The organism is Mesorhizobium sp. WSM4898 (assembly GCF_029625845.1).
Classification (GTDB): domain Bacteria; phylum Pseudomonadota; class Alphaproteobacteria; order Rhizobiales; family Rhizobiaceae; genus Mesorhizobium.
Genome location: NZ_JARTVQ010000014.1, coordinates 19,747 through 34,305 on the forward strand (window position 1 = coordinate 19,747; position 14,559 = coordinate 34,305).

General features: G+C 61.9%; 15 protein-coding genes and 1 pseudogene. 11 read left to right on the forward strand and 5 right to left on the reverse strand.

The window, feature by feature from the left end:
* Positions 1–121: 121 nt before the first annotated feature.
* Positions 122–370, reverse strand: a complete 249-nt coding sequence (locus tag P9228_RS29455; RefSeq protein ID WP_063169245.1) for a DUF6074 family protein — start codon at positions 368–370, stop codon at positions 122–124.
* A 599-nt stretch (positions 371–969) separates the two neighbouring features.
* Here P9228_RS29455 and P9228_RS29460 point away from each other — a divergent pair.
* The 3 genes from P9228_RS29460 to P9228_RS29470 all read left to right on the forward strand — a co-directional run bounded on the left by P9228_RS29460 (position 970) and on the right by P9228_RS29470 (position 1,987).
* Positions 970–1,440, forward strand: a complete 471-nt coding sequence (locus tag P9228_RS29460) for a hypothetical protein (protein ID WP_224570941.1) — start codon at positions 970–972, stop codon at positions 1,438–1,440.
* The gene (locus tag P9228_RS29465) at positions 1,433–1,567 is read left to right on the forward strand and encodes a hypothetical protein (RefSeq protein WP_256754986.1); all 135 of its coding nucleotides are present in this window, start codon (positions 1,433–1,435) and stop codon (positions 1,565–1,567) included. The genes P9228_RS29460 and P9228_RS29465 overlap by 8 nt, the downstream gene beginning before the upstream one ends.
* Positions 1,568–1,741: 174 nt before the next feature.
* On the forward strand, positions 1,742–1,987 hold the full coding sequence (locus P9228_RS29470; protein ID WP_063169243.1) for a hypothetical protein: 246 nt from the start codon (positions 1,742–1,744) through the stop codon (positions 1,985–1,987).
* 189 nt (positions 1,988–2,176) lie between these two features.
* Here the strand turns inward: P9228_RS29470 and P9228_RS29475 are convergent, their stop codons facing one another.
* Positions 2,177–2,566 carry a hypothetical protein gene (locus P9228_RS29475; RefSeq protein ID WP_024505560.1) on the reverse strand — a complete coding sequence of 130 codons (390 nt, stop codon included), beginning with the start codon at positions 2,564–2,566 and terminating at the stop codon, positions 2,177–2,179.
* Positions 2,567–3,272: 706 nt separating this feature from the next.
* On the opposite strand from P9228_RS29475, the gene P9228_RS29480 reads away from it, so the two are divergent.
* The 3 genes from P9228_RS29480 (at position 3,273) to P9228_RS29490 (ending at position 6,677) form a co-directional block, all read left to right on the forward strand.
* Complete coding sequence (locus P9228_RS29480; RefSeq protein ID WP_210326676.1) at positions 3,273–4,487, forward strand: cation:dicarboxylase symporter family transporter; 1,215 nt, start codon at positions 3,273–3,275, stop codon at positions 4,485–4,487.
* Between the two features lie 171 nt (positions 4,488–4,658).
* Positions 4,659–4,943, forward strand: a complete 285-nt coding sequence (locus P9228_RS29485; RefSeq protein ID WP_224570942.1) for a thioredoxin domain-containing protein — start codon at positions 4,659–4,661, stop codon at positions 4,941–4,943.
* A gap of 732 nt (positions 4,944–5,675) precedes the next feature.
* A complete protein-coding gene (locus P9228_RS29490; RefSeq protein WP_063169241.1) occupies positions 5,676–6,677 on the forward strand; it encodes a zincin-like metallopeptidase domain-containing protein in 1,002 nt (333 codons plus the stop codon).
* Positions 6,678–6,834: 157 nt separating this feature from the next.
* On the opposite strand, the gene groL is transcribed toward P9228_RS29490, so the two are convergent.
* From groL to P9228_RS29505, 3 genes and pseudogenes are all read right to left on the reverse strand, one after another.
* Positions 6,835–8,490 (reverse strand): chaperonin GroEL, encoded by a 1,656-nt coding sequence (groL, locus tag P9228_RS29495; protein ID WP_063169240.1) that lies wholly within the window; start codon positions 8,488–8,490, stop codon positions 6,835–6,837.
* Positions 8,491–8,555: 65 nt separating this feature from the next.
* A pseudogene (gene groES, locus P9228_RS29500) lies at positions 8,556–8,849 on the reverse strand (co-chaperone GroES); the annotation flags it as partial.
* A gap of 62 nt (positions 8,850–8,911) precedes the next feature.
* Positions 8,912–9,259, reverse strand: coding sequence for a hypothetical protein (locus P9228_RS29505; RefSeq protein WP_063169239.1), 348 nt, complete (start codon positions 9,257–9,259; stop codon positions 8,912–8,914).
* A 1,010-nt stretch (positions 9,260–10,269) separates the two neighbouring features.
* Here P9228_RS29505 and P9228_RS29510 point away from each other — a divergent pair.
* From P9228_RS29510 to rlxS, 5 genes are all read left to right on the forward strand, one after another.
* A complete protein-coding gene (locus P9228_RS29510; RefSeq protein WP_024505644.1) occupies positions 10,270–10,593 on the forward strand; it encodes a DUF736 domain-containing protein in 324 nt (107 codons plus the stop codon).
* A 181-nt stretch (positions 10,594–10,774) separates the two neighbouring features.
* On the forward strand, positions 10,775–11,044 hold the full coding sequence (locus P9228_RS29515; RefSeq protein ID WP_024505645.1) for a helix-turn-helix domain-containing protein: 270 nt from the start codon (positions 10,775–10,777) through the stop codon (positions 11,042–11,044).
* On the forward strand, positions 11,041–11,589 hold the full coding sequence (locus P9228_RS29520; protein ID WP_024505646.1) for a S26 family signal peptidase: 549 nt from the start codon (positions 11,041–11,043) through the stop codon (positions 11,587–11,589). The genes P9228_RS29515 and P9228_RS29520 overlap by 4 nt, the downstream gene beginning before the upstream one ends.
* Positions 11,577–12,260, forward strand: a complete 684-nt coding sequence (locus P9228_RS29525; protein WP_024505647.1) for a lytic transglycosylase domain-containing protein — start codon at positions 11,577–11,579, stop codon at positions 12,258–12,260. The genes P9228_RS29520 and P9228_RS29525 overlap by 13 nt, the downstream gene beginning before the upstream one ends.
* A 178-nt stretch (positions 12,261–12,438) precedes the next feature.
* Positions 12,439–14,409 carry a relaxase/mobilization nuclease RlxS gene (gene rlxS, locus P9228_RS29530; RefSeq protein ID WP_063169238.1) on the forward strand — a complete coding sequence of 657 codons (1,971 nt, stop codon included), beginning with the start codon at positions 12,439–12,441 and terminating at the stop codon, positions 14,407–14,409.
* The last annotated feature ends 150 nt before the right edge of the window (positions 14,410–14,559 follow it).

Consider the following 14,559-nt stretch of genomic DNA (forward strand, 5'->3'; position numbering starts at 1 on the left):
CGCCGTGAGCGATCGCAACCTCAAAGCTTTGCCGGTATGCCGGTTTGGCCGGACCGTCGGCCAGTCGGAGCAGTCCCCCGATAAGGACCCGAGCTGACGCGCGGTCCAACAGCGCCCGAGCCTATGCTTTGTGCATTACCGTTCGGTTGGCCATGTCGTCCAAGACCGCATGAAGAAGGCTTCCAACCTCCTGCGCAGCGAGCTCTGGCGCAATTCCTACATCGGACAATTGAATGAGCATTTTCTTGGCGGCACAGCGCCAGAACGCGCTCGCCGCCTCGCCGTTCTTGGTCTCGAGGGCCTGGGCGATACTTTCGACCAATATACGTCGCCGATGCAGCGGAAATACGCAAATGTTTGATTCATGCATCAATCACCTCACAGATTCAGTTCCACAAAGAAAAACACCGGCGTCTTCAAAAGAGCCCCGCTAGCGCGGTGACGGTTCGCGGCGACATGACGAGTTCCACTTCCCCATCGACAAGCCATTGGGAGATGAGCCGCCGGACCGCATATCCGGGACCGCACATAAGGTGAACCACCATTGCTCATCCGGCTGCATTTTCCTGGGCCGTTCGACGAGGCGTTCCAGCCGAATTGACGTCCAATGACTTGATCTCTGAAAGGGCAGGGCGGTACGAATCACCCGACTGTTCCGCTGCTTACATTCCTGCGAGCTTGTGTATGAACGATTAAAGCGTGCCCGAGCCGTTCTTGGTGGCCGCCGCAGAAGGGAATCATGTCATCCGCTGCCTATCGTAGGCGGCGCGACTTCTAGCATGACTGCACTGCCCCGACAGGGCTTTGCAATCGCGCGTTTCGAAGCCTATGCTTTGGCATCGGCCGGCATTTACTTCGGTGCAGCCGACAGTAAGACGTACGCGCTCTTGCCCCGTTGGAAGAGAGCCTTGCCCGATCCCTCTTTCGCGACCAGGTGCTGAAGCCCTCACCCCGCAGGACTTCGCGCTTTTGCGACCATCGCTGCATCACGTCGAACCGGGCATCAAGGACAAGTTGGAGGTCGCGCATCAGCCGATCAAGAACGTATATTTTCCCGAGAGGGGCATCGCGTCGGTGGTCGCCACCATGACCGGCGGGCGGCAAGGTGAAGTCGGCATTGTCGGCTATGACGGGATGAAAGGAATTGCCGTCATTCTCGGAAAGGAAAGCACTACCTGGCGCCTGCCGGTTGAAAACCTTCGCCCTGCGATTAGCCCGTCGCTTCGCACCTCAGTGCTGGACTATGCCCACGCGTTCCTCGTCCAATCATGCCGGACGGCACTGGTCAATGGCCACTCCAAGGTCGAAGAACGGCTGGCCCGCTGGCAGCTGATGGTCCACGACCGTGCGGAAGGAGATAAGATCCTCCCGACGCATGAATTTCTGGCGACCATGCTCGCGCCCACCGCCCGGGGTCACCACGGCCCTGCAAATGCTTGAGTATCGAGGACTGGTGCACGCCAAGCGCGGCGAGATCACGATCATCGACCGTGCCGGATTGATAAAGCTCACACATGGCGCTTATGACAAGGAGGAGCAGCGTTATTTCGGCCTGGCCGCTGCCTGAAGCATGTCGGTTGAAACGGGTTCAGCCGACGTCTCCTTGCCCCTCACCAGGTCGCCCAAAAGCATCAGCGGTTTTGAACGAATCGCAGCGATTGTCCGCAATCGGACATAGGCTTGAAGGCGGTCGAATTCGTGCCATAAGTCGGGTTGGTCAGGGTTCAGGGAGGAATTCGTCATGACCAATTCGTTTCACACCGTCACCGTCGAAAAAGCCGCAGAAGCCTATGTCCTTTCCAGGGGAAGGGTCCGCTTTCTCTCCATGGCGCAGGCGATCCGCGCCATCCGAACACTAATGCCGGCATGCAAGGCCACCGACCGCGAGTTGGAGGAACTGTTGGCGGCCGCTTCCTTCGTTCATGGCGTGCCCGTCGCCTTCGACACAAAAACAGCCGATGGTGTAGAACCACGGCTGCATTCCTAAGAGGGCATGCCGCGCCATGCAGACTGTCAGAGGGCATTCGTCAGATGGTAGTCCGCTAACTTAACTGCAGAGTCTAAAGGACGTGTTCCAGCATTGCGAACTCACCGATCGCTTTGTTGCCAAAGCTGCCAGCAAGCGATCGCCTCATCCAGCCGTTTGCACCATCTCATCACAGACATCATCGCGATGCTACCTGTCCAGCATATGTCCAGCATTTCGCAAGGCGGCCAGAAGGAGCCTCGCATAGCCTGTGACATCGATCTGGGCCTGCATCGAAAGGGGCATGCTGGTCCAGTTCTCCAACGGTGCAATGAAAGGTGAGAAGGTGCCATTGACAAGGCAACAACAGCTAACAAGGCCCTCTCGGTCCAATGCCACCACACCGATCTTGTCGCCTGGATATCCAATGGCTGCGACTCGCTGGACCTCCAGGTCACCGTCCACCCGCACGTCAAAAAGAAGGCTACCACGGCTCCTCGTGGCTATCTCAGCCGCCTTCTCATCAAAGCTTGAAGAGAGCAAGCGGACGCTTTCCACCGCCATCTGGAAAATCACCAAATCCAGTTCATTCACGGCCATATGGGCATTTCCGCGCAACGGGTGGTGATTGCAATGACACATACTGCTTGTTCACAGATGTCGGTCACGAACGATCATTCGTCGGGTTCCGGTTCCGACCAACGGTGTCGCCACCTGATCGTGCTGCGGTTCGAACCTTCCGAACGCGAGCCGAGCGCGCTATGAGGTTGGAGTCTAGGTCTCGGACCCTGCCTCGCGGCCTGCTCATCTTTGGCAGACCCGTTGCAACGCCGCCGCGATGGCGCAAACGCCAGATGACGCTGATCCATCGCTTGATCGTGAACTGAGCTTCTGAACACCATTGGGACAGCAGGGTGGAAGGGCTTGACCAACGCTGCCCCCGTTTTCCAAGAGGACCCGTCCTCGATTGAATCTTTCGAGCCCCGTGCAGCGCGCAGCCAAATGATGACCATCTGGACCCAGCTCGCAGACCGCAAGGCAAAGAGGGAACCTTCCAGGCAGCCAAGCTGCGTCGACGCAAAGAGCGGCCTTTGGAGTTCCCAGAATCGACCCTTCCATAGTTGCGACAGGCAACCACTGCACGAGTGTGGGAGAGCGAATCGCAAGCATTGCGTGAGGTCCTGCGCGTTTTCCCCTCTTGCTATTTGGCACATCGTTTGCGCCGAAGTGGGCGCAGCGTTCGACCGGAGCACTGCATGGGAGAGGGAGGAGCCCCACCCCGATCCGGTCAAGGAGAGAGACGGTGTTGGTTCCAAGAGTTCCCCGCGCGATCTTAGCGCCCCGCAAGCGCCATTTTGCCCGGACCTACGTGCAGGTACTTGCCGCCATAATCCTGGGTGCCGCAATCGGCTATTTCCATTTGGAGACCGGCCACAGCCTGAAGCCGCTCTGCGATGCCTTCGTCGATGTCGTCAAGATAATCACCGTACCTGTCATCTTCCTGACAATGGCGACCGGCATTGCCGGCATGAGCGATCTGCAGAAGGTCGGCCGAGTTGCCGCCAAGGCGATGGTTTATTTCCTTACCTTCTCGACGCTAGCACTCCTTGTCGGGCTGATTGTCGCGAATATCGTTCAGCCTGGCGCCGGCCTCAACATCGATCCGGCCTCGCTCGATGTCGAAGCCGTTAAGGGCTATGTGGCCACGGCTCACGAGCAGTCCGTGACCAGCTTCCTGATGAACATCATCCCGTCAACGATTGCCAGTGCCTTCGCGGAAGGCGACATCCTGCAAGTCTTGTTCCTCTCGGTCCTGTTCCTCTCGATCCTGTTCGGCGCGGTCTGCCGCTACAACGGCCGCTCGCTCTTCTCTCTCGTCCGATACATCAAGGACGAGCTGCTGCTCGCAATGTCCTCCTCAGAGGCCGCGCTGGCCTCGCTCATGGAGAAGATGGAAAAGGCCGGCGCCACGCATTCGGTCGTGGGTCTCATTCCATTCAATCTGGACGGCACGAATATGATGCTCGCCGCCCTTTTCATCGCCCAAGCGACGAAAACTGATCTCCCGATCGGCTGCCGGATCCTCATGCTGTTTGTCGCATTGTTCCCTTCGAACGGAACAACCCGCATTACCGGTGCAGGCCTCGTCACAATGGCTGCAACGCTCTTTCTTGTTCCGGCCGCACCGGTCACCTCCGTGGGGCTTATTCTTGGCGTCGATCAGCTTATGTCCGAATGCCACGCGCTGACGGTTTTTCTCCGCAGCGTAGCGGCAACGCTGGCTGTCACCCGGTCCGGGGCGAGCGGGATAAACGACGATTCGGGGAGCGCCTCACTAGCGGACCGTTCAGCGCTCTGGCGGTGGACGGTCAAGTCGCCCGGCGTGGTGAACACAATTCCCCGTGCGAACGACGCTCAGCTATTGGGGTGGACCCGATGGCGCAAAGCCGTATTTGAGAAACCGCCAGATCGCACCGGCACCTGTGCGCCTGTAGCAACTGCGGGGCACGATCAAAACTGACCCATTTTACACCAAAAAGGCGGCCGTTGCTGCCACGCCGTCCATGGATTGGAGACTCATGTCTAAGCCGACTGCCATCACTGTCGCAGCTCTTCTTTTACTCCTCGCCTTGCTGGCGAGCCAATATAGCGCGAACCTGCACCGGCAGGCGTGGTCGACCGACAGGCAAAAGTGGAGCGGCGCATTCGACAACGATCTCCTTCGCCAATCGCCGGCAACCCGCAAGGCGATGCCGTTCTGGTCATATTCAATGACTACCACAACTGTCCGCATTGCAGACTGGCTGATATCAACTACCAAAAAGCCTTCAAGCATGAGCCCAATCTGAAGCTTGTGATCAAACAGTTCCCGGTCCTGGGACCGGATTCCCAATTCCCAGCCTTCGCCGCACTCGCCTCGAGAAAACAGGGAAAGTTCGACGAATTCCACCGCGCCCTTATGATTTCCCCCAGTTGAAGGGTCACTCTCAAGATCGCAGCGCGTGTAGGCCTTGACGTTGAGCAGCTCAAGCGGGAATGCAAGATCCGGCCATCGCAGATGAAATGCGCGCGTCCGCGCACTCGCGAAAGGTCTGCACTTAGACGGTACGCCCGCGTTGGTGGTCGGCGATATAGTGGTCGCCGACCTTGTGGACATGGCCAGCTTGCAACGCTTGCATCGCCGATGCGCGCTCAAAGCGTGCTGGCTCTCGTGCGGGGCAGCATCTGTAGACCGGCCACGCTGTTGTTGCCGGAGCGTGCCGTTTGTGGCAGCTGGCTTTGCTGTCGCTCCTCGTAATCTTGTTGCGGTCATCCAGCTGCCGTGGGCGCCAACAACAATCCTGAGCGCCCGCGCCTGAAGTCGCTGGCCGGGTGCTCGTGAACCGAGCCCGCTTTTCTTCGGCAAGCTCAGGCGGTCTTGGCCCTGCGGCATCGCCCCCTGGCGCGGGGCAGCCTTCGGCTGCTGACGGTCGCCGGCCTGTCGGCCGGCGTCTTTCTATTGTGGCCTTCCCCCTGGCGCAGGGTGGGCAGCACTCCCTTCTAGGCCCGCCGCGGCGTCCCGCAACCCTTCGCTTGTCGCTTTCGGGTCCTCCACTCCGTTCCGGTCCTGCTGATGCAGTCCGCCTCCGACGGCGGGCCTTTCCGGTCGCTTTTGCCGCCCACCCCGCTTCCGGGGAGGGCGCGCGATTGTAGAGCGGAGGACATCACGATGCGTGCAAACAACAAACGTTGCGGCAGCCGACAGGCTGGCGCAGACAGCGGCGGGCGCACCGGCGCCAGCCTTTATCAGGAAATCACCGACCGCATCATTGCCGAACTGGAGCGCGGCACCGTGCCATGGGTCAAGCCGTGGGGCAGGGCAAGGACAGGCCTCGGCCTGCCGCGGAATGCGGCCACCCAGCGCCGATATTCCGGCATCAATATCCTGATCCTGTGGGGCGCGGTCATCGAGCGCGGTTTCCCCAGCCAGAACTGGCTCACCTTCCGGCAGGCGCTTTCGCTTGGCGGCAATGTCAGGAAGGGCGAGCACGGCACCACCATCGTTCACGCTGACCGCTTTGTTCCCAAGAACGAAAAGCAACGCGCCGACACCGATGGCGACGAACCGCAGGCGGTGCCCTTCCTGAAGCGCTTCACCGTCTTCAATGTCGCGCAGTGCGATAATCTGCCCGAACATCTTTACGCCGCCGGCGAGCCTCTGCCTGAGCGCGAGATGGTCCCGCAGGCCGAGGCGCTCATTCATGCAACCGGCGCTGATTTTCGCGTCGGCGGCGAGCGCGCCTTCTACATGCCCGGCAGCGACACCATACAGGTGCCGCCGCAGCCGGCTTTCTTCCACCAGATCGACTATTACCGGACCTGCTTTCACGAGCTTGGCCACTGGACCGGCCACCCGAGGCGACTCGCGCGCGACCTGTCCGGCTCCTTCGGGTCCAACACCTATGCGCGCGAGGAACTGGTCGCCGAAATCGCATCAGCCTTCATCTGCAGCAGTCTCGGCATCGAGCCGACCGTGCGCCATGCCGACTACATCGGCTCATGGCTGACGGTTTTGCGCGAGGACAACCGCGCCATCTTCCGCGCCGCAAGCCATGCCTCGAAAGCCGCCGATTTCCTGCTTGGCCGCAATGTCGATGTCGAAGGCGAGGCACATGCCGAAACCGCCTATGGGAGCGCGCAATCCTCACACGCGACCGCCTTGCGCCTCTGATGACGCAAAGCCGCGCGCAACCAACTCGACAGTTCTTTTGAGGTTGCCCTAACGCCGATGGCCGGCGTTGGCGTCGATCGTTCATCGGACCGAGGTTCGCAAAAAAAGAGGGCGGCATTGATGCCGCCCTCTCGTTGCGAAAGCTGCCAGAGCTGGATTAGAAATCCATGCCGCCCATGCCGCCCATGCCGCCGCCGCCCATGCCGCCAGGCATGCCGCCGCCAGCCGACTCCTTCTTCGGAGCCTCCGCGATCATGGCTTCGGTGGTGACCAGCAGGCCGGCGACCGAGGCCGCGTCCTGAAGAGCCGTACGGACAACCTTGACCGGATCGACGATACCCATGGCGATCATGTCGCCATACTCGCCGGTCTGGGCGTTGTAGCCGAAGGTCGCGCCCTTGTTCTCAAGGATCTTGCCGGCAACGATCGATGCTTCCGCACCGGCGTTGGCCGCGATCTGGCGGGCCGGAGCCTGCAGCGCACGACGCACGATGTTGATGCCGGCGGCCTGGTCGGCATTGACGCCGGTGGCCTTGATGTTGGCCGAAGCGCGCAGCAGCGCGACGCCACCACCAGCAACGATGCCTTCTTCGACGGCCGCGCGGGTCGCGTTGAGGGCGTCATCGACGCGGTCCTTCTTTTCCTTGACTTCGACTTCCGTCGCACCGCCGACGCGGATCACCGCAACGCCGCCGGCGAGCTTCGCCAGACGTTCCTGCAGCTTCTCCTTGTCGTAGTCCGAAGTGGTCTTTTCGATCTGCTGCTTGATCTGGGCAACGCGGCCCTGGATCTCGGCCTTCTTGCCGGCGCCGTCGACGATGGTGGTGTTCTCCTTGGAGATCGACACCTTCTTGGCGCGGCCGAGCATGTTGAGGCCGACATTCTCGAGCTTGATGCCGAGGTCTTCCGAGATGACCTGGCCACCGGTCAGGATGGCGATGTCTTCCAGCATGGCCTTGCGGCGGTCGCCGAAGCCCGGAGCCTTGACGGCGGCGATCTTCAGGCCGCCGCGCAGCTTGTTGACGACCAGCGTGGCCAGAGCCTCGCCTTCGACGTCTTCCGAGATGATGAGCAGCGGCTTCGAGGTCTGCACGACGGCTTCGAGAACCGGCAGCATGGCCTGGAGGTTGGACAGCTTCTTCTCGTGCAGGAGGATGTAGACGTCCTCGAGTTCGGCAACCATCTTGTCGGCGTTGGTGACGAAGTAGGGCGAGAGGTAGCCGCGGTCGAACTGCATGCCTTCGACGACTTCGAGTTCGGTCTCGGCGGTCTTGGCTTCCTCAACCGTGATGACGCCTTCGTTGCCGACCTTCTGCATCGCTTCGGCGATCATCTTGCCGACCGAAGCATCGCCGTTGCCGGCGATGGTGCCGACCTGGGCAACCTCTTCGGAGGTCTTGATCTTCTTGGCGTTCTTGATCAGGGTCGCAACGACGTCGGTTACCGCGAGGTCGATGCCGCGCTTCAGGTCCATCGGGTTCATGCCGGCGGCAACGGCCTTGTGGCCTTCCTGGACGATCGACTGCGCCAGAACGGTCGCGGTCGTGGTGCCGTCGCCAGCGATGTCGTTGGTCTTCGAAGCAACTTCGCGGACCATCTGCGCGCCCATGTTTTCGAACTTGTCCTCAAGCTCGATTTCCTTGGCGACGGTGACGCCGTCCTTGGTGATGCGCGGGGCGCCGAACGACTTGTCGATGACCACGTTGCGGCCCTTGGGGCCGAGCGTGACCTTCACCGCGTCAGCGAGGATGTTGACACCGCGCAGCATGCGCTCGCGGGCATCGCGGGAGAATTTTACGTCTTTGGCAGCCATTTTTAGCTCCTGGCAGGGGCTTCAATCGAGCCCGGGAATTCAGTTGACGAAAGGGCCTGATATGAGCCGATGATGCCCATGATGTCGGATTCCTTCATGATCAGAAGGTCTTCGCCATTGAGCTTGACTTCCGTGCCCGACCACTTGCTGAACAGGATGCGGTCGCCGGCCTTGACGTCCAGCGGGACCAGCTTGCCAGCTTCGTCACGAGCGCCGAAGCCGACAGCGATGATCTCGCCTTCCTGCGGCTTTTCCTTTGCCGTGTCGGGGATGATGATCCCGCCAGCGGTCTTGGATTCGGATTCGACCCGGCGAACGACCACGCGGTCATGCAGCGGGCGGAACTTCGACTTTGCCATTTTCGGATTTTTCCCTGGTGCGCTGTTGAGGGGTTTTTGTTAGCACTCGCGATGGACGAGTGCTAACGCGATAGTGAGGTAGGCTGTAAGCGGGCACTCGTCAAGACGGACGAGGGCAGGCGAGGAGCTCTGGCCCCCTCCCCGGTGGAACCCAACGCATACGCGGCATCCGCGTTGATGGCTGCGAGCCCCACATTTCCATTGAATTCGGCGTCATGACGCCAACTTGCTCGCGCCGCTTCCAAGTCGTCAGTCGTGCTGCCGTCAGCACGAACATAGGGCTGCGCTTCACTTCCCGTCGAAGCCGCGGCAAGCAGCGTCGCCGTCAGCACGCTCCTTTGCAGATGCTTGCCAAAGGTGGACAGTGAGCGCACCTGCGCCGGGCTGTTGGTGCGAACGTAAGACGTCATTGACAACTCCTTTTTGCAAGTCGAGCCCCTTCTCCACCTTCGGCCGCCGTCGACGCGAAGAAGTCCGCATCGCGTTGAAGACGAGCTGCGAAAAAGAGAAAGATGTGTTTGATGGCTGCGGCCCCAACGGTGCCTTCAGATTTGAGATCACTTCCGCCGCGAGCGGCTGAAGCTCCTCGCAACGTCAAATCGAATCTGCTGCCAAGCCTCCAGGAAAGGAGAGCATTGCTCATCTCGCGCTTGTGCATGCAGTCAACCTTCGATCCGTGTTGCCACATCAAGAGCAAATGCCGTGCCAAAGCTCACTGGGAAGTGAACGCATGGCTCTCCCTGAAAACCTCACAAATCCAGCATGGTCAATTGTGCGGAACCCGACATGCGTCTTCTGCCACTGTCAGCTTTCGGACAGGCATGACGCGTTTCGCGCCGACCACCGGTCGATCGGTTTTGGGGCCGGTCTGTTCGCCTCATAAGAGCGCGTTACATTGCGTAGCGGTTTCCCGAGCGCCGCCACATGACACTGGACCTGCAGGTAGCACCGGCTTCTCATCCAGCCTTACTTTGGCCCCCTCGCGTATCAAATTCCCGCTGGCGAGCCCTGCTTTCATAGATCGCACCATGCCGGATGTCTGCTCTGGCGCCCGACCCGCTGGCACGATCTCGATCCGGCATAAGGGCGCAGCATCTTTGCAGGCCGTTTCATCCCGGCGTCCTGCTTGGCTGACAGACCGCACTTGGCGAGCGGTCTCCATGCTCTCTCCAAGGACCATCCCTGCGGCTGGCTTGTCGACCTATGGGCGGGTCCGGCCGCCCGAAACCCTCGCGCCATCAGCTTTTTTCCCCGCCGCCTGCGGCGGCTTCCTCGCGCCGCTTCGCTCACAAAAAAGCTGCCCGCTCGGGTCCTTCACTGTCGCTGCGGCCCTGTCGGATTCAGGCGGTCCTGACGCGCCCATTACGGTGCGCCATCGCAGGGGATGGTCCCCGGCGAAACCACAAAAGGAGACTTCGAAATGACCGCGATCGGTTACGTCAACAAGCAGGAAAACGGCGCCTACAAGGGCCAGTTCAAGACGCTCAGCGTCCGCGCCGACATCGATATCGTCCCCAACCAGGCCAAGAGCGCCGATAACCATCCCGACTTCCGGGTGCTTACGCAAGGGGTCGAAGTCGGCGCTGGCTGGATCCGCACCGGCGAGACTTCCGGCAAGGATTATGTGAGCCTGTCGATTGCAGCGCCGGAGTTCGGACCGCGCAAGCTCTACGCCAATCTCGGCCGAGCCGCCGGCCAGGACGATCACGACACCTACGCCATCATCTGGAACCCGGCCGACTGACCGGCCGAGATAAGAGCCTCGCGCCGCAGCCCCGGCGCGGGGCTCATTCCCAGGAGTTCCACCCAAACCCCGTCCGCCCTAAAGGGCGGCGAAAACTCTCCCCCGACTCTTCGCCCGTCCCCGAGACGATCTCCCTCGCCCATCCTCGCCCTCGCTTGTCCGAAGCGAAACGAGGATCATCATGGACGACGAAAACGAACGCGCGGCCCGCGCGAAAAAGGGCAGCCCGTTTCTCAGCACAGCCCAAGCCGCCTTCTATATCGGGCTCTCCCAGCGCACGCTCGAAAAGATGCGGCTCAAGGGCGGCGGCCCGAAATTCCGCAAGCACGGCCGCTATGTCCGCTATCACATCGACGAACTCGACCATTGGTCGAAAGGACACCCGCAGCACTCCATCGCCGGCGATGGCAAGGCCGGTTCCGGCCAGGGCGGCACGGGAGGCCGTTCATGAGGCGGCGCCCTTCCATCCATCTGATCGGCAGCCGCCTGAGGCGTGTTCGAGCCCGTAAGACGGTCGCCTTGGCCGCGGCCGGTCTCGGTCTTTTGGGCTTCACGGCGCTGGGAAAGCCCGCCCCTTGGCTGGTCTGGAACGCCTCGGCCAGCGCGCCGATCGGCCTTTACCGCATCGCTGCGGGAGCGCTGGCGCGTGGCGATCTCGTGCTCGTGCGCCCGCCTGAATACGCGGCGTATCTCGCCGCCGAGCGCAGCTATCTGCCTCGCAATGTGCCGCTGGCAAAACGTCTTGCAGCGCTGCCGGACGATAATGTCTGCGCCTTCAATGACGCCATCATCATCGGCGGCGACATCGTCGCGCGCCGGCTCAAAATCGACGCCGAAGGCCGACCTTTGCCATGGTGGAACGGCTGCCGAGCGCTCGGGGATAACGAGGTTTTCCTGCTCGGCAGCGACAAAAACCGCTCCTTCGACAGCCGCTATTTCGGGCCTGTTCCCACTCAAAATGTCATCGGGAGGCTCGTACCACTATGGACCGAGTGACCCTCCTCTTGTTGGGCATGATCGCCATTGCGCCATGCGCCTGTTCCGCCTCGACCGGCGCTGAGCCGGTCGCCATCTCCCAAAGTCCGCAGCTGCGAAAGTGGCAGACGTTGGTATCGGAAGCAAGCCGGCGCTTCCATATTCCCCAAGCCTGGATCTATGCCGTCATGGCTGCCGAAAGCGGCGGCAAGACAATGCGCGGCGGCCGCCCCATCACCTCCCCCGCTGGCGCCATGGGCCTCATGCAGGTGATGCCCGGCACCTATGAAGAGATGCGGGTCGAACACGGCCTTGGGCCTAACCCCCACGATCCGCGCGACAATATCCTGGCCGGCACGGCCTATCTCAGTGCCATGTATGACCGCTTCGGATTTCCTGGCCTGTTTGGCGCCTACAATGCCGGTCCCGAGCGCTACGACGAGCATTTGAAGCGTGGCAAACCGCTGCCAGAAGAGACCGTCGAGTACCTCGACCAACTCAAGGCGGCCGGAGTTTCGGCGGCCGACATCGAGGCGTTCGAAAGCCAATCTGTCGCTCCAAAGGCGCAAATCGCTCCTCTCGGACGGTCGCTGTTCTTCATTCATGACGGTGTTCACTCAGGCGTGCGAAACGGCGATCTCTTCGTGCCGCTCGGCAAGGACGGCGCGCAGCCGAAGGAGCCGGTGCGTTAGCCATGGCGGACGGGGGCGCGTCTGGCGGGGCTGGGCGCGGAAGGCAAGATAAAGGTACCGCCTCCAGGAGGCGGTTAAATCTTTGTCTGCACATCGTTTTTCCGGGAGGCTGCCGCCGGTGCCAAGAGGGTTTGACGTGTAAGTGTCTGATTTTGCTTGATATGTCTGGGAGGCTCGCATTAAGGATGACGAGTTCAGGCCGAAGCTCGGCAAAATCGGGTCGCGCGGCTCGAAGGCCGGCAAACGCTATGCCGGCCAGGTTCGTGCGGCGATCAACCGGGCTGGCGGCCGGCCGCAACGCGGTGGTCGCTTCACAGGAAGCCGGACAGGGCGCGGCGGGGCGGCCGCCGCACTGCTGAAATCGCGCGACCGGTATGCCGCCTTCCGCCAGCGCCGGGTGATCGTCAAGGCGCGGGTCGTCAAGCTCGCCGGCAAGGGCGCGGACGGGGCGCGTGCCCATCTACGCTATCTTCAGCGCGACGGGGTCACCCGCGAAGGTGAACCTGGCGAGCTCTACGGCGCCGACAGCGGCCGCGTCGACGGCAAGGCGTTCATCGATCGCGCGGACGGCGACCGCCATCAGTTCCGCTTCATCGTCGCTGCCGAAGACGGCATCGAGTACGACGACCTCAAGGCGCTGACGCGGCGGCTCATGGCGCAGATGCAGGAAGACCTCGGCACGAAGCTCGACTGGGTCGCGGTCGATCATTTCAACACCGGCCACCCGCACAGCCACATCATCGTCCGTGGCAGGGACGACCGTGGCGAGAACCTGGTCATCGCGCGCGAATATATCTCATCTGGCATCCGCGAGCGGGCGGCCGAGCTGGTCAGCCTCGATCTCGGTCCGCGAACCGACCGCGAGATTGAGCTTCGCCTGCGCCGGGAAATGGAGCAGGAACGCTTCACCAGCATCGACCGTCGGCTGCTCAGCATGCGTGATGATGACGGCCTGGTCTCGCCGGGCGGTCCCGACGCCATTCGCCAGACGCTGCACCAGGGACGGCTGCGCAAGCTCGAGCGGATGGGTCTGGCCGCGGAGGTCGGCGCTGGCTCCTGGCGCCTCGACGATGAGCTCGAAGCCACGCTGCGCCGCACCGGCGAACGCGGCGACATCATCAAGACCATGCACCGCGAACTGACCGGCAAGGGGCTTGCCCGCAGGGCCGCCGACTGGGTGATCCACGATCGATCCGGCGAGCCCGTCCAGTCTCTCGTCGGTCGCGTTGTCGCGCGTGGACTGGCCGACGAGATCAATGACCGCCATTACATGATCGTCGACGCCGTCGACGGTAAGAGCCATTGGATCAACATCGGTAGAGGCGAGGCGATGGAAACGATGCCTAATGGCTGCATCGTGCGTGTCGCGCCAAGGAACACCGAGCCGAGGCAGGTCGATCGTACCATCGCCGAAATCGCCGCCGCGCATGGCGGCCGTTACGACGTCGATATGCACCTGAAGCATGACCCATCCGCCACCGAGAGCTTTGCGCGAACGCATGTGCGGCGGCTGGAGGCGATCCGCCGCGCGACCGGCGGCGTTGAGCGAGAGCCGAACGGCACCTGGCTCATCGCGCCGGACCATCTCGATCGCGTCGCGAATTATGAGGGCCAGCGGGCCAGGGCCGAGCCTGTCGTTGCCGACAAGCTCTCCTCAATGGCGCTGGAGCGACAGGTCAGCTTCAACGGCGCCACCTGGCTCGACCGGGAGCTGGTTGCCGATAGACCCGAGCCTTTGCACGGATCCGGCTTCGGCCGCGACGTGAGAGAGGCGCAAGCTCGCCGGCGGCAGTGGCTGATCGCGCAAGGCCTCGCGCATAAAGAACAGGATGGGATCGTCTATCGAGCCAACATGCTTTCGATCCTGCGCCAGCGAGAACTGAACCGTGTTGCTGGCCAACTGTCGGAGGAACTTGGCCTGCCCTATGCCGAAGCGCGATTCGGAGGACGAGTAGAGGGTACGCTCCGCCGCTCCGTCGAGCTTGCCAGCGGAAAATATGCCGTCGTTGAAAAGTCGCGCGAGTTCACGCTGGTGCCATGGCGGCCGGTGCTTGAGCGCCATGTGGGCAAGGAGGTCTCCGGTGTCGTGAGTGGGGAGGGGATTTCATGGACCGTCGGCCGGCAAAGGAGCGGACCTGGTGTTTCGTGAGATGGTGTACAGCTTTTTAGCCAGCGGCGCGGGCAGCCATGCGAGCCCGCGTAGACCTTATGGCCGCACGCCCGCAATCGGTCGCATGGACCTGCCAGGCGGGGCGGCTTTGGAGCGTTCGGACCCGACACGCTGCGTGAGTGGCCAGAC

Bases quoted from the DNA above. Each gene is read 5' to 3' on its own strand.
- P9228_RS29455 (WP_063169245.1), bottom strand. From the start codon at position 370: ATGCATGAATCAAACATTTGCGTATTTCCGCTGCATCGGCGACGTATA.
- P9228_RS29465 (WP_256754986.1), top strand. From the start codon at position 1,433: ATGCTTGAGTATCGAGGACTGGTGCACGCCAAGCGCGGCGAGATCACG.
- P9228_RS29470 (WP_063169243.1), top strand. From the start codon at position 1,742: ATGACCAATTCGTTTCACACCGTCACCGTCGAAAAAGCCGCAGAAGCC.
- P9228_RS29475 (WP_024505560.1), bottom strand. From the start codon at position 2,566: ATGGCCGTGAATGAACTGGATTTGGTGATTTTCCAGATGGCGGTGGAA.
- P9228_RS29490 (WP_063169241.1), top strand. From the start codon at position 5,676: ATGCGTGCAAACAACAAACGTTGCGGCAGCCGACAGGCTGGCGCAGAC.
- groL (WP_063169240.1), bottom strand. From the start codon at position 8,490: ATGGCTGCCAAAGACGTAAAATTCTCCCGCGATGCCCGCGAGCGCATG.
- P9228_RS29505 (WP_063169239.1), bottom strand. From the start codon at position 9,259: ATGACGTCTTACGTTCGCACCAACAGCCCGGCGCAGGTGCGCTCACTG.
- P9228_RS29510 (WP_024505644.1), top strand. From the start codon at position 10,270: ATGACCGCGATCGGTTACGTCAACAAGCAGGAAAACGGCGCCTACAAG.
- P9228_RS29515 (WP_024505645.1), top strand. From the start codon at position 10,775: ATGGACGACGAAAACGAACGCGCGGCCCGCGCGAAAAAGGGCAGCCCG.
- P9228_RS29520 (WP_024505646.1), top strand. From the start codon at position 11,041: ATGAGGCGGCGCCCTTCCATCCATCTGATCGGCAGCCGCCTGAGGCGT.
- P9228_RS29525 (WP_024505647.1), top strand. From the start codon at position 11,577: ATGGACCGAGTGACCCTCCTCTTGTTGGGCATGATCGCCATTGCGCCA.